19 protein-coding genes are annotated in these 21,506 nt (G+C 47.1%); 9 read left to right on the forward strand and 10 right to left on the reverse strand.

Going from position 1 to position 21,506, the window contains the following annotated elements; genetic code table 11:
* Positions 1-33: 33 nt before the first annotated feature.
* The 3 genes from ACLD4F_RS03215 to ACLD4F_RS03225 form a co-directional block, all read right to left on the reverse strand.
* A complete protein-coding gene (locus ACLD4F_RS03215; protein ID WP_001081947.1) occupies positions 34-1,689 on the reverse strand; it encodes a glucan biosynthesis protein D in 1,656 nt (551 codons plus the stop codon).
* Positions 1,690-1,908: 219 nt separating this feature from the next.
* Positions 1,909-3,417, reverse strand: coding sequence for a carboxylesterase/lipase family protein (locus ACLD4F_RS03220; protein WP_411010669.1), 1,509 nt, complete (start codon positions 3,415-3,417; stop codon positions 1,909-1,911).
* A 48-nt stretch (positions 3,418-3,465) separates the two neighbouring features.
* Positions 3,466-4,809, reverse strand: a complete 1,344-nt coding sequence (locus ACLD4F_RS03225) for a VOC family protein (RefSeq protein ID WP_079944337.1) — start codon at positions 4,807-4,809, stop codon at positions 3,466-3,468.
* 292 nt (positions 4,810-5,101) lie between these two features.
* Here ACLD4F_RS03225 and ACLD4F_RS03230 point away from each other — a divergent pair, with 292 nt between their 5' ends.
* On the forward strand, positions 5,102-6,025 hold the full coding sequence (locus ACLD4F_RS03230) for a LysR substrate-binding domain-containing protein (RefSeq protein ID WP_000414259.1): 924 nt from the start codon (positions 5,102-5,104) through the stop codon (positions 6,023-6,025).
* A gap of 60 nt (positions 6,026-6,085) precedes the next feature.
* Here ACLD4F_RS03230 and ACLD4F_RS03235 read toward each other — a convergent pair whose 3' ends face one another.
* The 3 genes from ACLD4F_RS03235 to ACLD4F_RS03245 all read right to left on the reverse strand — a co-directional run bounded on the left by ACLD4F_RS03235 (position 6,086) and on the right by ACLD4F_RS03245 (position 9,305).
* Positions 6,086-7,711 carry a methyl-accepting chemotaxis protein gene (locus ACLD4F_RS03235; RefSeq protein ID WP_021294433.1) on the reverse strand — a complete coding sequence of 542 codons (1,626 nt, stop codon included), beginning with the start codon at positions 7,709-7,711 and terminating at the stop codon, positions 6,086-6,088.
* A 168-nt stretch (positions 7,712-7,879) separates the two neighbouring features.
* Positions 7,880-8,998, reverse strand: coding sequence for an S-(hydroxymethyl)glutathione dehydrogenase/class III alcohol dehydrogenase (locus ACLD4F_RS03240; protein ID WP_000842142.1), 1,119 nt, complete (start codon positions 8,996-8,998; stop codon positions 7,880-7,882).
* A gap of 31 nt (positions 8,999-9,029) precedes the next feature.
* Positions 9,030-9,305: a metal/formaldehyde-sensitive transcriptional repressor gene (locus ACLD4F_RS03245; protein WP_001120770.1), complete on the reverse strand. Its 276-nt coding sequence runs from the start codon at positions 9,303-9,305 to the stop codon at positions 9,030-9,032.
* A gap of 522 nt (positions 9,306-9,827) precedes the next feature.
* On the opposite strand from ACLD4F_RS03245, the gene ACLD4F_RS03250 reads away from it, so the two are divergent.
* Positions 9,828-10,229 carry an effector protein gene (locus tag ACLD4F_RS03250; RefSeq protein ID WP_079944375.1) on the forward strand — a complete coding sequence of 134 codons (402 nt, stop codon included), beginning with the start codon at positions 9,828-9,830 and terminating at the stop codon, positions 10,227-10,229.
* Positions 10,230-10,357: 128 nt separating this feature from the next.
* Here the strand turns inward: ACLD4F_RS03250 and ACLD4F_RS03255 are convergent, their stop codons facing one another.
* On the reverse strand, positions 10,358-11,074 hold the full coding sequence (locus ACLD4F_RS03255; RefSeq protein WP_001527697.1) for a hypothetical protein: 717 nt from the start codon (positions 11,072-11,074) through the stop codon (positions 10,358-10,360).
* Positions 11,075-11,497: 423 nt separating this feature from the next.
* Here ACLD4F_RS03255 and sseJ point away from each other — a divergent pair, with 423 nt between their 5' ends.
* Positions 11,498-12,724: an SPI-2 type III secretion system effector SseJ gene (gene sseJ, locus ACLD4F_RS03260; RefSeq protein WP_079944336.1), complete on the forward strand. Its 1,227-nt coding sequence runs from the start codon at positions 11,498-11,500 to the stop codon at positions 12,722-12,724.
* A 120-nt stretch (positions 12,725-12,844) separates the two neighbouring features.
* Here the strand turns inward: sseJ and ACLD4F_RS03265 are convergent, their stop codons facing one another.
* A complete protein-coding gene (locus ACLD4F_RS03265) occupies positions 12,845-13,189 on the reverse strand; it encodes a DUF1294 domain-containing protein (protein WP_079944335.1) in 345 nt (114 codons plus the stop codon).
* 910 nt (positions 13,190-14,099) lie between these two features.
* On the opposite strand from ACLD4F_RS03265, the gene ACLD4F_RS03270 reads away from it, so the two are divergent.
* The 6 genes from ACLD4F_RS03270 (at position 14,100) to ACLD4F_RS03295 (ending at position 19,761) form a co-directional block, all read left to right on the forward strand.
* Entirely contained in the window at positions 14,100-14,861 is a 762-nt protein-coding gene (locus tag ACLD4F_RS03270; protein ID WP_064035002.1) for a transporter substrate-binding domain-containing protein, read from the forward strand.
* A gap of 6 nt (positions 14,862-14,867) precedes the next feature.
* Positions 14,868-15,515, forward strand: coding sequence for an amino acid ABC transporter permease (locus tag ACLD4F_RS03275; protein WP_023218180.1), 648 nt, complete (start codon positions 14,868-14,870; stop codon positions 15,513-15,515).
* A gap of 24 nt (positions 15,516-15,539) precedes the next feature.
* Positions 15,540-16,271: an amino acid ABC transporter ATP-binding protein gene (locus tag ACLD4F_RS03280; RefSeq protein WP_079944334.1), complete on the forward strand. Its 732-nt coding sequence runs from the start codon at positions 15,540-15,542 to the stop codon at positions 16,269-16,271.
* On the forward strand, positions 16,268-16,948 hold the full coding sequence (locus ACLD4F_RS03285) for an amino acid ABC transporter permease (protein WP_000560165.1): 681 nt from the start codon (positions 16,268-16,270) through the stop codon (positions 16,946-16,948). The genes ACLD4F_RS03280 and ACLD4F_RS03285 overlap by 4 nt, the downstream gene beginning before the upstream one ends.
* 136 nt (positions 16,949-17,084) lie before the next feature.
* A complete protein-coding gene (locus ACLD4F_RS03290; protein WP_079944333.1) occupies positions 17,085-18,635 on the forward strand; it encodes a glycosyltransferase family 39 protein in 1,551 nt (516 codons plus the stop codon).
* A 463-nt stretch (positions 18,636-19,098) separates the two neighbouring features.
* Positions 19,099-19,761 (forward strand): class I SAM-dependent methyltransferase, encoded by a 663-nt coding sequence (locus ACLD4F_RS03295; RefSeq protein ID WP_139763250.1) that lies wholly within the window; start codon positions 19,099-19,101, stop codon positions 19,759-19,761.
* A gap of 271 nt (positions 19,762-20,032) precedes the next feature.
* Here ACLD4F_RS03295 and cybB read toward each other — a convergent pair whose 3' ends face one another.
* Positions 20,033-20,563, reverse strand: coding sequence for a cytochrome b561 (gene cybB / locus ACLD4F_RS03300; protein WP_000527279.1), 531 nt, complete (start codon positions 20,561-20,563; stop codon positions 20,033-20,035).
* A 116-nt stretch (positions 20,564-20,679) separates the two neighbouring features.
* Positions 20,680-21,480, reverse strand: coding sequence for a YdcF family protein (locus ACLD4F_RS03305; RefSeq protein ID WP_001098505.1), 801 nt, complete (start codon positions 21,478-21,480; stop codon positions 20,680-20,682).
* Positions 21,481-21,506 lie beyond the last annotated feature (26 nt).

Genomic DNA, 21,506 nt, shown 5'->3' on the forward strand with positions numbered 1-21,506 from the left:
ACCGCCGTTGTGGCGGTACAGAAGGCAAACTGACTAACGCATGATACGATCGTCGACATAACGGCGCTTATCCGGCGCGGGCGGGAAATACTGATACAGCCAGGTTTCGCTGATAGCCTCCCCCTGGCAGCGCAGGAACATACGCATATCCACCGGTGCCGTAGAATCCGAGGTCGGATACCAGTCAAACTGGATACGATAACCGTCGAAAGGCTCTACGTAGAGGATCTCAATCTGCTTCGCCTCGCCACTGGAGAGTGTAATTACCGGCTCAATGCCTTTTGGCGCGGCCGCTTTCAGATCGCCGCCGACAAAATCAATAGCAAAACGGCGCGCCCATTTATCCGGGTAATGCTCGCCCGGCGCCCAACCTTCGGGAAAGCCGCCCATCCCTGTACGGGTCGCCATGACCCGCGCAAGCGGCGATTGTACCGGCGGCTGCGCGCTCCAGTACAAACGATAATTGAACGCCAGCGTATCCCCGGCTTTGATCGCTTTTTCCGGCTGCCAGAAACAGACCACATTATCCAGAGTTTCACCAGTGGTTGGGATCTCCATCAGGCTAACTGCACCTTTCCCCCACTTACTGCGCGGCTCCACCCACAGGCTCGGACGTTTGTTGTACCAGCCCATCACATCCTGATAATGCGAGAAATCGCGATCGAGTTGCAGCAGGCCGAACCCTTTCGGGTTATCGTCCATATATGCATTGAACTGCAATTTCTGCGGATTATTCAGCGGGCGGCAAATCCACTCGCCGTTACCCCGCCACATCGCCAGCCGATCGGAATCGTGAATTTGCGGATGAATGGTGTCGCATACCCGGCGTTCATTATTCCCACAGCTAAACATACTGGTCATCGGCGCAATGCCAAGTTGCTTAATATCTTTACGGGCGTAGAGATGGTTTTCTACATCCATGATCACCTGCGATTTTTCGCAATGAATCACAAATTTATACGCGCCCGTCACGCTGGCGCTGTCCAGCAGAGCGTAAACGGTAAACGTAGTATCGCCCGGCTTCGCGGTGTCAAACCAGAATGCGGTGAAGTCAGGGAACTCTTCCTGACCGTCAGTATAGGTATCTATCGCCAGCCCGCGAGCCGACAGGCCATACTGATAAGTATCATCTACCGCCCGGAAATAACTGGCGCCCAGGAAGGAGACGACATCGCGCCGCGCCAGTTCCGGCGCTTTAAAGACACGGAAACCGGCGAAACCGAGATCGCTCTGCCCTTCCAGTTGCGTCGTGTCGACGCCGGCATCGTTGTATTTAAACAGTTCCGGACGAAAATGGATCTCGCGAGCAAGATGCGTCGTCGTATCAACGGAAAACATGCGTACGCGACGACGAAAGCCCATCCCTACGTGGAAAAACTGAATATCGAGCTGCCGATTGGCAACACCGTTCCAGAGTGAATGCGCCGCGTCATACTGAATGCTGTTATAGGCCTGCGGCGTCAGATTGGCGAGCGTATCCGGCAAGGGTCCCGGCGCGCCGCCCCAGGGCTTTTTCGCTAACGCCTGGGCCATTGATTGCAGACCAGCAAAATCAAAACGGACAATTTTACCATCCGCAATATCGGATTCCGCGGCAAACGCCGCCTGAGAAAAGAGGGAAGCAATACCGCTGGAACCGCACACGGCGGCCATTGCCATTGAACCTTTAATAAATCGTCTACGATTCATACCTGAAAATGAGTCCTTCTGGTCTTGTGAATGGTCCCGCGCTGGTTTTTTCAGCAGCAAGAATGTGCCCGTTTCTGACCGCTCACTCTAGACAAAATTCATTAATAATCCAATTGTTGGTCGCCTGGAAACTGTGCAAAAGCGTAAATATTTTATGTCGATAAGAACCGACCTAATCGGATGTAAACCTCACGCAGCATTCTTCAGGTTATGAAAAGTTTATTCCAGACTAACGTGATGTTTCATGACTCGTTTAAACAGCGCCAGACGCGCACGCATAAAGCGGTTTTCCACTTTAAAACCGGCAAGTTTGTTCAGCCCAATCCGCAACAGACGATCTCGCCCCCGAATGCTGGCGGGCCAGCGAACCGGGCCGTGCAGCACGTCGCGCGTGCGGCTGGCATGACGAGCGAAATTCACCCAGTAATCCGCCACCTGCGAGGCAAAGGCCAGGTCATTCTCATTCACATAATGGCATGTGGGCTCAGCCCGCGTTAACGTATCGAATACATACGGTATTTCATTGCCATGACAGGCGCCATTCGCGTAAGTGTTATGCTCCGCTTCGGCGACATAATCAAACCAGTAACGCCAGCACGGTTCGCCGATCCGCTGCTGCGCTTGCATGACGACATAACCCAACGTGGTAAATACCATATCCCGACAGACCTGCCGCCCTAGCGCTTCGTCGCCTTTCACTCCAGGATAAAGCAGCCGGATTAACCCCAGACCAACACGCCGCTCACGGCGCATTTTTTGAATTTGACCGGCAATATCGACGCCAAAAACTGCCAATACGCTGGCTTCATCGCTATTCGAGCCGATCATCACCGGTATCGGATGCTGTTTCGCCGCAAAGAAGGTTTCCAGCATCGGATGCGGCAGTACGACGTCGCCGGAAATCGGCGTCGGCGCAATTTTAAAAGGCGCGTCCAGCGGCCAAAACGTCTCTGCCGGTAAAGCGCGTAGCTGTTCGGCAGTGGCATGGGCTAAGCCAAGATGTTCCGCCAGCGCAACGCCTTTTTTTAGCGCCACCTCGCGGGGCGTATCCGGCAGCGTATAACCACTCTGAATAATCGCTTTATGAAAAAGCCCCTTCGCCAACGGCGAAGCCATCAACGACAGCACGCTGCGGGCGCCGGCGGATTCGCCAAATAACGTCACATTCTGCGTATCGCCGCCAAACGCGGCAATATTGTCCTGCACCCAACGCAGCGCAGCGATTTGATCGAGTAAAGCGAAATTATGAATACACTCCGCCCCTTCGCCTTCCAGCGCCGGATGCGCGAAAAAGCCCAGATGGCCAAGCCGATAATTGACCGTCACCACGATCGCGCCGCGCTTTGCCAGCGCTTGACCGTCATAGGGCGGCAAACTCCCCGCGCCAATGGTGTAACCGCCGCCGTGTAGCCAGACCATGACCGGCAACGGTTCATGACGCACGGCGGGAGCCCAGACGTTCAGATAGAGACAGTCTTCGGAAAAATTTCCCGGATCGCCACCGCCGAGTTCACGACACCAGGTAATATCCTGCCAACTGGCGCAGGAGAAACCATCCGCCTGGCGCACATCCTGCCAGGGCGTAACAGGCTGCGGCGCACGCCAGCGTAGCTCCCCTGTTGGCGGCGCGGCATAAGGTATACCGCGCCAGATATGGATTTCTTCCTGTACGACGCCCACGATTTTACCGTGACGCGTCGCCACCAGCGGGATGGAGGGATTCAACATAACGCCTTCCTTTTACAGTATCCTCACAGCCTGTGAAGCTTACCGCTTTTAAAGCAGACCGCAACGGCGTTTACTGCGTTCTTCCGCTTCCTGATATAACGAAAATTCATCCCGTACTGCACATCCCAGCGCCTGTTCAAAGGCGTCGCGGCTGGCATTACCGTGCCTTCTGGCCAGCGTTTCATTTCCCAAATTCGACTGAAAAATGCCGGCTGCGCTGACCGGAAGAAAATCTTCATAGGTAATCGGCTGCGCGATCACCCAACCGCGCTCAATAAGCGGCTGCGGATCGTCGCCAGGATGAATCGCCTGACGATGCGCCTCGCCGGAAGGCGTTAAGCGATAGCGGAACCAGGCAAGCCCCTGCTGGCGAAGCAGAAATTCGCTATCCGGAAAGGCGTTAAAGACCTCCTGCAAATGGAGTTGATGCGTGAAGTTATCCTTACCCGTTCCCGCCTTGTGCAATAGTTCATCATATAATCGACGACCTTTTGGCGTCAGCGCGACGCCACGTTGCTCAATTTCGCCGAAGCGCGCCGTGTGCGTACCCTGCTTTTCATCAACGAAGAGCACCTGCTCTTCCAGGGCTTTGAAACTGGTTTGCCGCAACAGAATAGGCACTTCGCGGCGAGGCGGACCTTCGATAAGAATTTTAGGCGTAATGCCGCACTCCGGCATCATGGCCTGTACCCGGTCGATATCCAGAGTACGCGGCGTCAGATGGTTAATGTGACATCCCGGGAAACAGACCACGTCGGCAATTAAACGATGCTCACGATGCAGGCTGCGGTACGTTTCTTCATCAACGGTAGCCTGACGATGCCAGCGAAAAGTCTCCAGCGTTTCACGGACGAACGCTTCGGCCTGAGCAGCATTAAAACCGCCCTGCTCGTCGTACTCATCCAGCAATTGTCGGCAGCGCGATGTAAAAATATCCCGCTGCGATAAGATTTCCGCCGCCCGCTGGCGTAATGCCGCGTTTTCAATGAGCTCCAGGCGTAATAGCGAAGTGAACATGCGAAAGGGATTACGCGAGAGCGAAGCCTCGTCAATGGGACGAAATGCCGTGGAGTGCACAGGCACGCCCGCCTGAGAGAGATCGTAATAACTTACTGGGTACATCCCCATGATGGCGAATATCCGACGCAAGGTAGAAAGTTCTTCTGCGGTGCCAACACGAATGGCGCCATGTCGTTCCACGTTCAATCGCGCCAGTTCATCGGCATTAGCCAACTGCTCATGCAGTTTGGGATTATTTTCCAGCACCGCCAGATTCACGTCAGCCACAAGTTCCAGTAACGTACCGTACTGCGGAACTTCCTGCTGGTACATTGCCGACATTGCCTGCGAAAAGTGTTCCCGAATCTCATCTGCCGTGATGGTGTTCGCCATAATGTCATGCCTCCAGTGAATGTTACCTGGAGTGTAGAAAACCTCATCCATTCCGGGGAGAAGAATTTACAAACTGTGATCCGGCCTGAATTCATTGTGTAGGACGGATTGACATGAGCTGGCGTATCCCCAACCAGATCGCGGCTTAACACGCTTAACGGCAGTTGAATCATCAGTAAAATAAAACAGTTGTAACTTGAAATGGTAAAATGTTAATAATATTTTGCTATCAGGTTATCAAAAACAAACAACTTTACTTGTCACCCGCACGGCTCTGTTTTTAACATCGCTTATGGAAAAAAATGGTCTGTTTAGTCAGCGCATTCGGTTGCGCCACCTTCATACATTTGTCGCCGTTGCGCAACAGGGAACTCTGGGGCGCGCGGCTGAAACCCTTAACCTGAGCCAGCCAGCGCTTTCTAAAACGCTGAACGAACTGGAACAACTCACCGGAACCCGTCTGTTCGAACGCGGGCGACTGGGCGCGCAATTAACGGTTCCTGGCGAACAATTTTTGACTCATGCGGTAAAAGTATTAGATGCATTGAATACCGCCGGGCAGGCGCTGAATCGCAAAGAGGACGCCAGCGCCGATGTGGTGCGTGTTGGCGCGCTCCCCACCGCTGCGCTGGGTATACTCCCGGCGGCTATTGGGCGGTTCCATCAACAGCAAAAATCGACCTCGTTACAGGTCGCGACCATGAACAATACGATGTTGCTTGCAGGTCTGAAATCAGGCGAGATCGATCTGGGTATTGGCCGCATGTCAGACCCGGAATTAATGGGCGGTTTAAATTACGAACTGCTGTTTTTAGAATCGCTTAAATTAGTGGTACGCCCCGGTCATCCCCTGTTACAGGAGACGATCACGCTCAGTCGGGTTATGGAGTGGCCGGTAGTCGTCTCGCCAAAAGGCACGGTACCGCGCCAGAATGCGGAAGCCCTGTTGCAAAGCCAGGGGTGTAAAATGCCTGCCGGATGTATCGAAACGCTATCCGCATCGTTATCACGACAACTGACCGTAGATTACGATTACGTCTGGTTCGTCCCCTCTGGCGCGGTTAAAGAAGATCTTCGCCAGGCGACGCTGGTCTCATTACCCGTGCCGACCCAGAGCGCGGGCGAGCCGATAGGTATTCTTACGCGAGTTGATATCCCGCTCTCAACCGGGGCGCAAATGCTGATTGCGGCGATCCGTAAATCGATGCCGCTGTGATAGTGGCTGTCGGAGAATAAACGCGCCCGCGGCTAAAATAGCCCGCTGGCGCGACGCTTATTAAAGGAAGGATGATCGCATCGTCGCGCCAGTATCCTGTAAACGAAACGCATCAACGGCTTGCGTCAAGCGGGCGGCCTGTTCTTCAAGCGAAGCCGCCGCCGCGGACGCCTCTTCGACCAGCGACGCGTTTTGTTGCGTAACCCTGTCCATCTCAGAAATCGCCTGACTGACCTGAACAATACCGCGACTTTGCTCATCAGAGGCTGCCGCGATATCGAGCATAATATCGGTGACGCGTTTTACGGCATCCACAATCTCATTCATGGTGCTCCCCGCAGCGATAACCTCTTCAGAGCCTTGTTCAATCAGGCTGACCGATGCGCCGATCAAGCCTTCAATCTCTTTTGCCGCCTGCGCGCTGCGACTGGCGAGGGTACGAACCTCACTGGCGACCACCGCAAAACCGCGTCCTTGTTCCCCGGCGCGTGCCGCCTCAACCGCCGCGTTTAGCGCCAGAATGTTGGTCTGGAAAGCGATACTGTTAATGACGGCGGTAATTTCCGAGATTTTTTTCGAGCTGGTGGAAATATTCCCCATCGTTTGTACGACCCCGGAAACCATCTGGCCTCCGCGACTGGCTTTACCGGAAGCATCTTCCGCCAGTTTGCTGGCGTGATGCGCATTATCCGCATTCTGCTTAACGGTTGCCGTCAACTGTTCCATACTGGCCGCGGTTTGTTCAATGGCGGCAGCCTGCTGTTCAGTACGAGAAGATAAATCCGTATTACCGGCGGTAATTTCGCTGGTGCCTCGATAAATTTCCTCCGCCCCCTGACGCACCGCCCCTACCGTTTGTTGCAACGCATGCTGCATCTGCTGAAGATGATGACTCAGACGACCAATTTCACTGCGTCCTGTGGGCTCGTCAGCCATGGTCAGATCGCCCGCCGCAATGCGTTCGATACGTGACGCAGACTGCTGCAAGGGTTGTATCACCGTGCGACGCAGCACCATGAAGGTCATTAACGTCAATACCAGCGCCAATGTAAATGCGCCAATCATAAACATCATACCGAGCCGGGTACGTTGGTAAGCCTGCTCGCTAAGTAGTCTCGCCCGCTCGGTGCGCAGTTCAATCGCTTTCAACAGAACATGGTTATATGCGGCATCCAGTTGTTTTGCCTGCTCGTTTTCATGATTAATGATCGCTTCGAACATGCCATTTTTGGCAAATTTCAGCATCGGTTGCAGGCCGTTGATATAGGCGGTGTAGCGGGCGTTTAACTCGTTATCCAATGCATCATCGGCGGGTGTTTTCACCGCTCTGGACATATAAGCGTTAAAGCCGTCCTGAGACTGCTTGATCCGCGTTTCCGCAGCGGCAATATTGGCTTTCATTTCATCCATTTCAGCAATCCGGCTCGCCGCGCCAGCGTGGATCATATTGATACGTGCGGTACGTAAGTGGTTAGCGCTGTTGGATAATCCCATCCGTACCTGAATCTCGTCCGTGACATCACGCTGATCGCGATCGGCCTGTAACAGAAAATAGCCTGCCAGCCCGGCGCTCAAAGCAAAAAGAAGAAGGATGCCACCGAGAATGGAGGAAAACAGCGGAACCAGCCGAATATGATGCAGGAAGCCCAGTTTATGCGAGGCTTGCATCGAGAATGTGTTGCCCATGACCGTCGACTCTCTTGTAGGTTTTATGCGTAAAACACGCCCGTTAGATAGTCATCGGCACTTCATGACGTTTGCTTACCGCGAAAAGCATCGCCTTCGTCACATTTTCACAACATTCATTCCAGAAAATTCAGAAAAGCGCCAGCGGAAAATCCGCTGGCGGATGAATCAGTTATCGCTAAAGTGGATAACAGTACGGATGGATTTACCCTGATGCATCAGTTCAAAGGCATCGTTAATCTGCTCCAGCGGCAGGCGGTGAGTAATAAAAGGATCTAAACGGATTTTACCGTTCATCGCATCTTCGACCATCCCTGGCAGCTGCGTGCGCCCTTTCACGCCGCCAAAGGCGGAGCCACGCCAGACGCGACCGGTCACTAGCTGGAAGGGACGGGTTTTGATTTCCTGCCCTGCTCCCGCTACGCCAATAATAATGCTTTCGCCCCAGCCTTTATGACAACATTCCAGCGCCGCTCGCATCACGTTAACGTTGCCGATACATTCAAAACTGAAATCTACGCCGCCATCAGTAAGCTCAACAATAACGTCCTGGATCGGTTTGTCGTAATCATTCGGATTAATAAAGTCCGTAGCCCCCATTTCGCCCGCCAGCGTAAATTTTTCCGGATTCGTGTCGACAGCTAAAATACGCCCGGCTTTAGCCTGAACCGCGCCCTGAATAACCGCCAGCCCAATACCGCCTAAACCAAAAACGGCAACGGTGTCGCCCGCTTTCACTTTAGCGGTGTTATGGACGGCGCCAATACCCGTCGTCACGCCGCAGCCCAACAGACACACTTTATCCAGCGGCGCCTGCGGGTTCACTTTCGCCAGAGAAATTTCCGCGCAAACGGTATATTCGCTGAACGTGCTGGTTCCCATATAGTGATAAACGGGTTCGCCGTTATAAGAAAAGCGGGTAGTGCCATCCGGCATCAGCCCTTTTCCCTGAGTGGCGCGTACGGCCTGGCAAAGGTTAGTTTTACCTGACTTACAGAACTTACACTCGCCGCATTCCGCCGTGTACAGTGGAATAACATGGTCGCCGGGTTTCAGGCTGGTGACCCCCTCGCCGACCTCGACTACCACGCCGCCGCCTTCGTGACCCAGGACTGCCGGGAATACGCCTTCCGGATCATCGCCGGAAAGGGTAAAAGCATCGGTATGGCAAACGCCGGTATGGGTGATTTTGACCAGAACTTCGCCTTTTTTCGGCGGCGCAACGTCAATCTCGACAATTTTTAGCGGCTGACCGGGACCAAAAGCAACTGCTGCACGTGATTTCATATATCTCTTCCTGTTACGGTGAGGGAAATTGTTATTTTAGATAAGCGCGAAGAAGATGGCCGATTTCCGCCATCCGAACCGCGCGCTGATCTGGCGTAGTTTCCCCGCTGACCAGCTCATCTTTCAGATGGATCTCAACCATTTCACTCATCAGGCCATTAGACGCGCCGCGCACGGCGGCAATCTGTTGCAGAATAGCCAGACAAGGTTCGCCAGACTCAAGCGCTCGCTCCAGCGCTTCGACCTGCCCGCGAATGCGACGAACGCGGGTAAGGATACGTTTTTTATCTTCAGGTGAATGCGGCATTCGACCTCCATATACTATAGGGGGGTATACTATCAGAATTTAATGTTTATGTAATTGTAAAATTACACACAATATAAAAATCAATCGCTTATAGCTTTCCGGCATAGACAATCAAGAATCAGTTCACATTCAGCATATTCAGCTCACGGGAACTTTTTCAGGCTACAGACAATAAACGCCAAAGCTTCTTTTATATGCTGCAATGTTTTGCCCGACTGGAGTACAGAGGTAATGCCGGTGAATCCAGTCCCATTACCCAGAAGTAAATATTTGCTCAATAGTTTTTATTTACTCACCAGGTGGTAATGAATAAAGGTTATGATATGCAGATATCAGTCTTGTAAGAACGTAACATCACAACTGCGATACACCGCCGACGGCTAGCGAAAATATCTCAACCCTGTGTCTTTCCTGGCTTAGTCAATGTGGACAAAAAATCAAATGAGCGTTATTTGAAAGATTTTTAATACCCAAAAGCGTCATCATTATTGTTAATTTGAAATCAATCTCAGGTAATAATCCATGCCTATTTCGATTTGTAAACATGGTGCTCCTTTTGTTGTTCAACATGAAAATGGGTACGGTTCCGGTGCAAGTCAGTCATCATCACTTTTCAAATCAATCCACCATATTAGCAACTCTCATGAGGCAATAAACTTTATAAGTTGCTATAGTGCAAATGGAAGCTGTTTTTCCAATGCACAGATGCTAGCCAATGCCTCAGGGAGCCCTGTTATAGGTTACTATGGGAAAATAAATAAGTTAACAGCCAATCTGGATAATAGCGGTCGTATATTCCGCCCACAGCATAAGCTTGCGGCCAATATTTGTTATATAGGTAATCAGCTTCTGAGCGCTCCAATTCAGCTTGGGATTGGCCTGAAACATCTGCTAAACTGCCACTCAGATGGTAATGTCAGATAAAGTGTCATGCCATGCCCTTCCCGGCATTGCTATTCCACAGCCTACAGATATGGGCGCTCAGTTCTTTCTCTAATCTCTGCCATGGGAAGCTCTGGCGTCATTTCACGCTCTTGCCAGCCAGTATTTTATTAAAGTCTGACTTTTACCAGGGTAATTTCATAAGAGTGTCCATCTTCTGGTCTAAAAATAATAAATCTATTGTTATTTTTAGTAAAGGATTTCGACAAAATAAAACTATCATGATACCTGGCCAGGACGTAGTACCAGCCTCCATCATACAATATCATTTCGTATTCTTTCTTTAATTGTGGCTTATAGATCCCAACAAAAAAAGAAAATATAAAAAAATATATAATAAAACCAATCATAACTATAGTGAAACAATGTCTTCGCACCCAACTGAGTTGCGTAAAACAAATCACTGGCATCAATTTACTATAAAAACGCATCCCCACCGATAGGCATAAAGCCACCAGTAAAATGATAAAAAAAAGCTCCCACAAAAACGATTCTGTTAAGAGAGAAAACTCGATAACAATTGGAATAAAGAACAAAACCGCTGCCAAAAAAAGGCGTAAGAAGCTAAGGTCGTGGATACGTGCTTTTTGCTTTACTAAAAAAAATAATAGAATACCCACTCCCCACGCTATTATGAATATAGCCATCAGGCTAATCGCATGGAATAGACTTCGGGCAATGTTGTCAGGGCCGACGCCTACATACCACCACGGGAAACCATAGTACGCGGAAACGCCCCAGCCATAAAAATAGGCGCTCCCCCATCCCAAACCACCTAAATAGGCTAAAAGCATTGAAGAGTTTTTAATAATTGAATCATCACTCATTATAGTTAACTCACTTAAAAAAGATTTAATATGAAAATAGAAATCAAAACGTTACATAAAACACTAGCACTTTAGCAATATTAGTCGGATGATAAGTTTATCTGTTTTTCCTGAGTATCAAGCCAGCTCATACTCACGCCAGCACACTAAAAACAGGAATGCATACTGTTTGATAACTTTTCCTCAGCCAGGCGCACACTCAATAATGATAGTAGTCAGATAATATGTACCCGGTATTAACTTCACGTTGTTGATGATATATTTACATCCCTGAAAAATAATAAACGCTGTATATATTTCATTGACGGCGACAAACTGTTAAAGAAGCGTAGTTCAATATACACTATTTACCTGATTACTTTTCTTGCTAATATTTGCTAGTTAATACTTTGCTAAAGCGTTTAATATAGTAAGGAGGTCACTATGCCATTGAGTGTTGGACAGGGTTATTTCACATCATCTATCAGTGCTGAAAGATTTAATGTGATAAAAGAAAGCGCACGCCCTCCGGAATTAAGTTTATGGGAGAAAATCAAAGCGTACTTCTTCACCACCCACCATGCAGAGGCGCTCGAATGTATCTTTAAACTTTACCACTATCAGGAACTGAATCTAACACCGGTACAGGTTCGTGGAGCCTACATCAAACTTCGAGCCTTAGCGTCTCAGGGATGTAAAGAACAGTTTATTATAGAATCACAGGAACACGCCGACAAGTTGATTATTAAAGGTGATAATGGTGAAGATATTTTATCTATTGAGGTTGAATGTCATCCGGAAGCTTTTGGCCTTGCCAAAGAAATCAATAAGTTACATCCCAAGCCCAAAAATATTTCTTTGGGTGATATTACCAGACTGGTATTTTTTGGCGACAGTTTATCTGACTCCATGGGGCGTATGTTTGAAAAAACACATCATATCTTACCCTCCTATGGTCAATACTTTGGCGGAAGGTTTACTAATGGATTTACCTGGACTGAGTTTTTATCGTCCCCACACTTCTTAGGTAAAGAGATGCTTAATTTTGCTGAAGGGGGAAGTACATCGGCAAGCTATTCCTGCTTTAATTGCCTCGGTGACTTTGTATCAAATACGGACAGACAAATCGCATCTTACACCCCCTCTCACCAGGACCTGGCGATATTTTTATTGGGGGCTAATGACTATATGACACTACACAAAGACAATGTAATGATGGTCGTTGAGAAACAAATTGATGATATTGAAAAAATAATTTCCGGTGGAGTTAATAATGTATTGGTCTTGGGAATTCCCGATTTGTCTTTAACACCCTATGGCAAACATTCTGATGAAAAAAGAAAACTTAAGGATGAAAGCATCGCTCACAATGCCCTGTTAAAAACTAATGTTGAAGAATTAAAAGAAAAATACCCCCAGCACAAAATATGCTATTACGAGACTGCCGATGCATTTAAGGTGATAATGGATGTGGCCAGTAATATTGGTTATGATACGGAAAACCCTTATACTCACCACGGCTATGTACATGTTCCCGGGGCTAAAGACCCTCAACTGGATATACGTCCACAATACGTCTTCAACGACCTGGTCCATCCAACCCAGGAGGTCCATCATTGTTTTGCCACAATGTTAGAAAGTTTTATAGCTCATCATTATTCCACTGAATAATGTTCCATCGACTGCGGTACGCCGTGAGTAAAACATCGTTCAATATCATAGTGCCAGTGGCATGAAAATATGATGCTGTCTTTGCTGCCGGTTGGTCAATAAGTGATACATACTCTATGTTCAGTAAGACAAAAATGGATAGAGTCGATAAATCGCCACCGTAGCTAAAATACTTACTATCACACTGACGATAAAGTATGTTTTGAATGGCTGCTTTTGCGTTTTATGACGGAAGAGTTGTTGACCAACAATCGCACCAGGCCACCCACCGACAATCCCAAACACCAATAAAGTGGATTCCGGCACTCTGCGCCAGGTCTTACGTGCCGCCGTTTTATCTACACCGTAGATCGCCAGCGTTAGCACATTGGCGAGCAGGAACCACATCGCGACGGGATGCGATGTAAAAATGCTTCCGACCGCAGCGGAGATCAGGAGCAAATAACAAAAGCGGTTAAGATACATATTATTATGTCATAGCAATGATTAGGGGCATCGAAGCCCATTATACGCGATACATGCGCCTATGTGATGTAGAATTTTCTTTTCACTCAGCCAACGAGTCATCAAGGATTCATTTTTAATTACCATGGTAATCATAAGGTAATTAACGTGTTGTGAACACGATTAAAATGGGTAAAGCCACCGAAAATGTTACCACCTTAACCGTTGCCAGGATAACTTAATGAAGAATCCTCTTTATTGCTGTTTGTTATCCGGTTGGCAGTCTCAGTTTTGGATTTATTTATCGTATTTATATTTATTACATAAGATGTACGATGTTAATTTGAGAATTTTATCTCGAAAACCGTATATATTAAGATATTTCTGAATTAAGATTATTATCGATTAAAACAAGTTAACGTTTTGATAAACATAACAACATCGTCAGAACTCCTGATTTGTTGTCGCTTGTTCATAAGATAAAATAATTTATATGCTTGCAAATATAAATAGCACGCAAATCAACTTAGCTCAGAAAATGTATTTGACAAGCAAAGATAAGTCTTTATATTGGCCGTGAATAGAGTGGTAAGATGATACTTAGAGACATTAAAGGCACCGTCACTGAAGCATTTATCTGCTTATCATGTAAATATGTATGCGTAAATGGAGCATAAACTATGTCCAGTATACTAATGTCTATGGTATCTTTACATTTTCACCTTTCATGGGGTCGCTGCACTCATATCCAGTTGATATCTCATGGTATATTCAATCCATTCCCTTTGATGATTCCTGTCAAACCTCCTGATTAAATTAGTTAACAGCGATGGAATACATAACGTTAAGTACTTTACGCCTGCAAATGTCAGGTTCACGCCCTAATGCTTAATTTATAATACGCATTACCTTACCACAGGAAATAGATAGCATGTTATCCAAAAAAATTGGCTTATCGATGATAGTGTTGGGAATAATGTCGTCTTCAGCTTTTGCTGATAGCATCGTTGAAGGGAAAACACTCAATGTCGCAGTATCACCGGCCTCTCCCCCTATGTTATTTAAAAGTGCTGATGGCAAATTGCAGGGGATAGATCTGGAGCTTTTTTCATCTTACTGTCAGTCACGGCATTGTAAGCTAAACATCACCGAATATGCCTGGGATGGAATGCTTGGCGCAGTGGCGAGTGGTCAGGCAGATGTCGCATTTTCGGGAATTTCAATCACAGATAAACGTAAGAAAGTTATTGATTTTTCTGAACCTTATTACATCAACTCTTTTTATCTGGTCAGTATGGCCAATCATAAAATAACGCTCAATAACCTCAATGAATTAAATCAATATTCTATTGGATACCCTCGAGGAATGGCTTACTCCGACCTTATCAAAAACGATCTGGAGCCCAAAGGATACTACTCGTTAAGTAAAGTAAAATTGTATCCAACATATAATGAGACGATGGCTGATCTAAAAAATGGCAATCTTGATCTGGCTTTTATAGAAGAGCCGGTTTATTTTACCTTCAAAAATAAGAAAAAGATGCCGATAGAAAGTCGTTATGTTTTCAAGAATGTTGATCAACTTGGCATTGCCTTTAAGAAAGGCTCCCCCGTGCGCGATGATTTTAACTTATGGCTTAAAGAGCAAGGGCCACAAAAAATATCTGGCATCGTCGATAGCTGGATGAAATAGTAAGCTATGTCATCAGGTAATATGCTGGCTATCTTTTATTTCCTATTGGAAGGGATTGGTAATACGCTGCTTGTAACCTTTACCTGTTTTCTCTCAGCGTTTTTAACCGGGCTTACAGTCGCCGTATTACGGCGACTATCCCCCCTTCCACTACAGAAGATACTCGACGTACTGGTCTTTATTCTTCGGGGAATTCCAATACTTATTGCTGTTTTTCTTGTTTATTTTGGATTGCCATCGATTGGCATATATGTTTCACCTCTGGTGGCCATGAACCTCAGCGTCGGCTTAATCAGCGGAAGTTATCTTGCCGAGGTGTTCAGAGGGGCGCTTAAATTAGTTGAGCCATTCGAAATCACGGTAGCGAAAGTAGCAGGAATGCGTCAATTACAGATTATATTAAATATTGAGTTGCCACAGATGTTGCGATTTTCTGTGCCCGGTATTATCAATGAGTTTTCTTCTGTATTAAAAGCGACGCCCTTTGCTTATACTGTAGGTATCGCTGAAATAACGAAGCAGGCAATGTCACTGACAGCCATCACGCTGAACGGGTTACAGATTTATACTCTTGCCGGGGTATTATATTTCATTATTTATAAAGTTTTTACTCTTCTGGCTGGAGTGTTTGAGAAAAAATATCGCATCAGTTGAAGCATAAAAATAGAGGTGATACTCATGGCTTTACTGGAACTAAAAGAGATAAGTAAGGAATATTCAGGAAAAAAGGTTCTTGATACGGTTAGTCTGAAAATTCAATCGGGAGACATGAAAGTAGTCATGGGGCCATCGGGTTGTGGAAAAACGACGCTTTTACGTTGTCTGCTTCGATTAGAAGAACCTGATTATGGCAATATTTATTTTCACGGGAAAAATATTTACGACAAAGAATTTACTATTCTTGAGTTCAGAAAAAAAGTTGGTTGTGTCTTCCAGAATTACGCTTTGTATCGCCATCTTAACGTCATGGATAATATTACCCTTGCCCTATGTAAAGTGTTTGGCATGCCGGGACAACTAGCCCGGGAGAAAGCCTTACATGAGCTACAAAAACTTGATATGGTCTCGCATAGTGCGAAATACCCTTCGCAATTATCGGGCGGGCAGCAACAGCGCGTCGCCCTGGCCCGAACAATGGTCACCGGCCCAGAACTCATTATTTTTGATGAGCCGACGTCTGCGCTTGATCCGCTCATGACTCGTGAAGTCGGAATGTTGATCAAGCAACTTCACGACAATGGCGTCACTATATTATGCGTCACTCATGATATTCGCCTCGCCAGATTACTAAGCGATAACGTAACGTTTCTTAATCATGGCAAAATTCGTGCAGAAGGCGCTTTTACCGATCTTGCTTTACGAGAAACGGATCCAGATATCCACTGTTTTTTTAGCGAGGCACAACGATGATCGCTGGCTGGTCTCTCTTCTTTAATGACCTGACTGAACAACTGCCACTTGTTGTGGACGGTATTAAAGAAACCTGTAAACTTGCGCTGATTGTTTCCATCACCGGTTTTTTGTGGGGAATTATTATTTTCTTTCTGAGCCTGAGCCATCGCCCCGTGGTAAAAGCCATAACTCGACTGTACATGGATTTCTTTATCGGTACGCCACTCATTCTTATTCTGTTTGTTATCTATTATGGTTTACCTCAATCTGGCATTCACCTGTCCTCTTTTACCGTGGCGGTTACAGGGTTTACCTTAAATGTCGGCGCATATAATGCCGCGTACATGACAACGGCCTATAACGCATTAAATAAGTATGAAACGGAGGCCGCAGTCGTTCAGGGGTTGAACAAACGGCAGGTCTTTTTGTGGATTATACTGCCTCAGGTATTGCTGTCTTCCATTCCAGCCTTAACGAATCAGGTGATTAATAATCTTAAAGACAGCACCATCGTTTTTCTTATCCAATATACTGAGTTTTTCGCGCGAATTCAGGAGGTTGCTGCAACTAGCTTTAAATTCTTCCATGCTTACCTTTTTGCCGCCATAGTGTATCTTATTGGCGTTACCTTTATTGTCGGCTTGACCCGGTTTTTAGAGCATAGACTGCTTCGCCATTACGGTCAGGATTACTGAGTTGCACTGCACTATTCTGATTAATTCACCGCTGACATTATCAAAGTTATTTTTATTTAGTGTTGGTTAAGATTTTAACCTTCATTATTGCGTCAGGTGTCCATTCTGGTCTAAATCTTACTCCATTGAGGATATTATGGCGCTACCACAACTATCAATATGGCAGCCCGGCGATGGGTTAAGAAAAATAAAATATAAATATCATGTTTGTCTCATTGTCATGTTCTCCGCCCTTATACGGTTGCTATTTTTAACTGACCGCTACCTTTGGTGTGACGAAGCGTCCAGCGTGCTGATTAGTCGCCATAACGTAAACAATCTGCTCTTCCATGCCGCTTTTGACGTGCATCCTCCACTTTATTATCTGTTACTGCATGACTGGATGATATTATGGGGTGATAGCATTGCAGCGGTACGCTCTCTCAGTCTACTCTTTGGGATCCTGACAGTTGTGCTGGTTATCGCGCTTACGCGATGGCTGGCAAATGAGCGTACAGCCTTATTGGCGGGATGGTTCGCCGCCTTGATGCCGATGGCAGTCCATTACAGTCAAGAAACGCGCATGTACGCGTTAATGGGAATGCTAACGCTCGCTGCCGCGTTAGCATTGATGATGTGGATAAAAACACCCACCCATAATCGCTATCTTGTCGCGTATGCTTTACTTATGACGTTCAGTTTTTACACCCATTATTTCACCCTATTTGCACTTATTGCCCACTGGATCGCAGTAACAATATTATCCTGCCAAAGCCATAAAAAGGCCTGCTACCTTAAACTTCCTGGCTGGTGGTTTGCTAACCTGGCAATTGCTGTCGCTTATCTCCCCTGGTTACCCGTATTGTTTAATTTACTGACTCATCTGGCGCAGTTGAGAGCCGGTAATGATATCGGTTGGATTCCCCCCGTAACATGGCGTGATCTGCCTGCAATGTACTGGCATTTCTTTACCGGAAACAACGGACAGGGTTTTCCGTCGATCATTCTGTGGCTGGCTGTGGGAAGTTTTATCGGTACTGTGGGGCGAATATCTTTATGCAACGGAGAATATGAAAGATATCAGCTGATATTATTTTGTAATCTGGTCATCCCTGTAATGCTGGTCTTCATCATTTCCTGGTGGATGCCGTTATTTATCGATCGTTATTTCTTCTTCTCATCGCTGAGCATTCCTCCCCTGCTCGCGGTATTACTTACCCGCGCAAAAAAAGCGGTTTGTGGCTTCTGGTTTATCTTATTCACCTTATTATTCGGCTATGGTTCATATCATAATAACCCTGAGCACATAGACGAGTTTAAACCACTGGTAAACTATATTAATACCCGTCACCAGCCTAATGATGCCGTGGTAGTCAGTAAAATGTTCGATTATTTAAGTTATGTATATTATAATAAGCGAGATTATCGTACGTTTCTTTATACACCGCCTAACGCACACGGAACATCAGGCAGACCGAATGCCTATGGCTTTGGATCACTGTTTTATGCGCAAGCCGATCAGACATATATTGATACTCTGACAACGCTTTCAAAAAGTTACCATCGTGTCTGGTTGATAAGCGGCGGTAACTTTAGTCAGGATTACCCCTTGCCGTCAGAATGGCAAAATATCGCAAACTTCAGAAGTGGTAGATTTCAGGTACAATTATTTGTAATACCGACTCAACAGGCGCGTCAAATGCAATGACTACCGTTTTCTATCCAGTGCAGTGATAAACAGTACTGCCACTGCCAGACCGCCTAAAAGTAAGGTCCAGCCAAACGCTTCAAAAACCTCAATCATATCGCCTCCAGGTAGGTGATATTAAATCACGATGGCTATCTCAGCGTAACATTTAAAATATCAATTAATGTGCAATAATCGCTTTATGTGTATGAATAAATATTGTTCCTCATGCTTTTAATTGCATTGCTATTATCATAAGGCTTAATATATTTATATTAACGATTATTAATTATCAGCTTATAATAATATGACTGATCAATTCATTTATCAGCTATTATTATCCTCTATATTCTTTAAGATAGCCGCTTAATTCATAATATCGCCTTTATTCGTCGCATCAAATTACTCACTCACCTGATTAATGCTTGCCTAACGATTGCTTCGTTGTTTTAATTCCAGCGCGAAATTATTTAGTGAGAGAACAATGAAGCATACACAACAATCAGGCGCAAAAGTCTATAACCCATTCACGCTTAGCTTATATGACTGGTGGGTACTCAATATCTCAAACAAATATGCCTGGAAGTGTCCTACTGATACGCGACTACTTCCTTTCTTCCTGCATCATATGGGCGAGACTCACCTGGATATTGGCGTAGGTACAGGTTATTACCTGAAGCATGCACCTACGACTCATGCCATTTCGCTGATGGATTTAAATCCGGATAGCCTGAAAATAGCCGCCAGCCGAGTGGGTAATACGAAAATCCGCGCCACACTACAACACGATGTTTTCGACACGTTCCCGGCGGACTGGCACGGGCGCTTCGATTCCGTTTCGATGTACTATCTTCTGCACTGCTTACCTGGTGAGATGACAACAAAAGCGAAGGCAATTAAAAATGCCGGTGTGGCGCTTAAACCCGGCGGCACACTTTTTGGTGCCACGATTCTGGGCAAAGAGGTTCCTCACAATGCTTTTGGTAAGAAATTAATGGCTGTTTATAACAAGAAAGGAATATTCAGTAATACCAATGATTCAGCCGATACGTTACGCAGTGTGTTGGACGAACATTTCGCTAAGGTGACTTTGGAGCAACATGGCGCCGTTGCGCTATTTTCCGCCACTACGCCACGTTCATCGTAAGTGTAGGCACTTCCGAGCGGTCGGGCAGCGCGATCATGTGGGTTTAACCCGTTGATTAAACATTGGATTACGGAATAGCAATTGCTTATTTTATTTGTCATACAAATAAGTATAATACCCGCTTCCGATGTAGACCCGTCCTCCTTCGCCTGCGTCACGGGTCCTGGTTAGACGCAGGCGTTTTCTGTATGGAATACGCCATCCCCTCTGATAGATGCCTTGTTTGCCTAAAGCGGTTAACCCCGCCTGTAGCAAACGTCATACAGGACGGTCAGTCACGCTTACGCGGCATCATCCGTAACAGCGTATTGTCTTTCCAGAAATAGTGATGCATCAAAGCAGCGATGGCATGAAGTCCAATAACAAAATAGCCCAGGTTCGCCAGCGTGACGTGCCAGGATTTCAGCATATCTACGCGTTCAAAGTTAGCTTCGGCGGCATGCGGCATAGTAATGCCAAATGCGACCCAGGGATTGCCGCGGTTATACATCATGACCAGACCAATAACAGGCAGCACGATAAATAACAGGTAAATCACCAGATGTCCTAAATGCGCCATTCCGGTCATCATCGGTTTTGGACGAGGAACAATGGGCGGCGTGGGATATTTCAGCCGAATAATCAAGCGCGCCACCATTAAAAGCAAAATAGTGATACCACATGAAACGTGCGTCATATTAAACCAGGGCCGATAACTACGCGGCGCAAAACCGCGCAGCTCCATCGCGGCGTAAGCCACAATAACCAGAAAAAAGACTAACCAGTGAATACCAATTTGCAGGCCGGAATACTTATTGCCCATAGCGCGTCCTGAATGAAAACCGTAAAGCGACAACATAACCAGCTTTTATAAATAATTCATCAAATTTATGAGATGGTGGTCGCACTTGCCCGTTCACCCTCGCAAACGGGCGATTTTTAGCGTAAAGCTCTCTGTTCTAACGCACTGCGCAGCGTCGTATCTGCCTGCAATACCTGCCATGCCTTTTCAATATCGCGTGGGATATCAACGTGAATGATAAAATCTTTACCACGCGGTCCATACCCTGTTTCATCGTCACGCAAACGTGGCAGCTCGCCGGCAATCAGAGACAGATAACGCTCCACCGTCCAGATGCCCTCTTCAACGTTGGCAAAACGTGTACCGCCGTTAAGGTGGCGCAGTACCGGAACAAAACCAGGAAAACTCAGCCAGCGCGGCGCATCGGTGTCGTCGTTTGTCACGCGCCGAAACGCCGCGATAGTGCGCCGCTGCATGGTGGGGTCTTGCACAACGATAGCCGTGTTAATGTTTTCTTTCGCCTGACGGATCAGTGCGCAGGAGAAACGGGCATTTTCGCCGCAATTAGTTGACCGATCTTCCAGCCAAATTTTCTCAGCCGGAATATGCCAGAACTGGTTCGCGATATCCGCGAGGATAGCGGCTTCAGCGCGTCCGGTTGTGCGAATAGTATGGTAGCGCGGATGCCGGGCAATCACGGCGTACAAAAACGGCGTCGAATGACCTATACCGCCGCTAATCAGTAAAGGAACGCCTTGCGCTTTGGCGATGCGACAGGCCGCGTCGATAGTGGGGATCACCGCATTGCCCGCCAGGACGACGCAATCCGACGAATAAGGTTGTTCGCCGGAAAAATCATTTTGCGCCAGCCACTGTCCGACGGTATTCACCGCCAGCAATGTTTCCGCAGAGAGCGCCGGAAATGGCGTTGTATTCATACTTCCTCCTTTTTGTTCCGAACTTG

Source organism: Salmonella sp. 741265050_HSA (assembly GCF_046569445.1).
Taxonomy (GTDB): Bacteria; Pseudomonadota; Gammaproteobacteria; order Enterobacterales; family Enterobacteriaceae; genus Salmonella; species Salmonella enterica.

Bases quoted from the DNA above. Each gene is read 5' to 3' on its own strand.
- ACLD4F_RS03215 (WP_001081947.1), bottom strand. From the start codon at position 1,689: ATGAATCGTAGACGATTTATTAAAGGTTCAATGGCAATGGCCGCCGTG.
- ACLD4F_RS03220 (WP_411010669.1), bottom strand. From the start codon at position 3,417: ATGTTGAATCCCTCCATCCCGCTGGTGGCGACGCGTCACGGTAAAATC.
- ACLD4F_RS03225 (WP_079944337.1), bottom strand. From the start codon at position 4,809: ATGGCGAACACCATCACGGCAGATGAGATTCGGGAACACTTTTCGCAG.
- ACLD4F_RS03230 (WP_000414259.1), top strand. From the start codon at position 5,102: ATGGAAAAAAATGGTCTGTTTAGTCAGCGCATTCGGTTGCGCCACCTT.
- ACLD4F_RS03235 (WP_021294433.1), bottom strand. From the start codon at position 7,711: ATGGGCAACACATTCTCGATGCAAGCCTCGCATAAACTGGGCTTCCTG.
- ACLD4F_RS03240 (WP_000842142.1), bottom strand. From the start codon at position 8,998: ATGAAATCACGTGCAGCAGTTGCTTTTGGTCCCGGTCAGCCGCTAAAA.
- ACLD4F_RS03245 (WP_001120770.1), bottom strand. From the start codon at position 9,305: ATGCCGCATTCACCTGAAGATAAAAAACGTATCCTTACCCGCGTTCGT.
- ACLD4F_RS03250 (WP_079944375.1), top strand. From the start codon at position 9,828: ATGCCTATTTCGATTTGTAAACATGGTGCTCCTTTTGTTGTTCAACAT.
- ACLD4F_RS03255 (WP_001527697.1), bottom strand. From the start codon at position 11,074: ATGAGTGATGATTCAATTATTAAAAACTCTTCAATGCTTTTAGCCTAT.
- sseJ (WP_079944336.1), top strand. From the start codon at position 11,498: ATGCCATTGAGTGTTGGACAGGGTTATTTCACATCATCTATCAGTGCT.
- ACLD4F_RS03265 (WP_079944335.1), bottom strand. From the start codon at position 13,189: ATGTATCTTAACCGCTTTTGTTATTTGCTCCTGATCTCCGCTGCGGTC.
- ACLD4F_RS03270 (WP_064035002.1), top strand. From the start codon at position 14,100: ATGTTATCCAAAAAAATTGGCTTATCGATGATAGTGTTGGGAATAATG.
- ACLD4F_RS03275 (WP_023218180.1), top strand. From the start codon at position 14,868: ATGTCATCAGGTAATATGCTGGCTATCTTTTATTTCCTATTGGAAGGG.
- ACLD4F_RS03280 (WP_079944334.1), top strand. From the start codon at position 15,540: ATGGCTTTACTGGAACTAAAAGAGATAAGTAAGGAATATTCAGGAAAA.
- ACLD4F_RS03285 (WP_000560165.1), top strand. From the start codon at position 16,268: ATGATCGCTGGCTGGTCTCTCTTCTTTAATGACCTGACTGAACAACTG.
- ACLD4F_RS03290 (WP_079944333.1), top strand. From the start codon at position 17,085: ATGGCGCTACCACAACTATCAATATGGCAGCCCGGCGATGGGTTAAGA.
- ACLD4F_RS03295 (WP_139763250.1), top strand. From the start codon at position 19,099: ATGAAGCATACACAACAATCAGGCGCAAAAGTCTATAACCCATTCACG.
- cybB (WP_000527279.1), bottom strand. From the start codon at position 20,563: ATGGGCAATAAGTATTCCGGCCTGCAAATTGGTATTCACTGGTTAGTC.
- ACLD4F_RS03305 (WP_001098505.1), bottom strand. From the start codon at position 21,480: ATGAATACAACGCCATTTCCGGCGCTCTCTGCGGAAACATTGCTGGCG.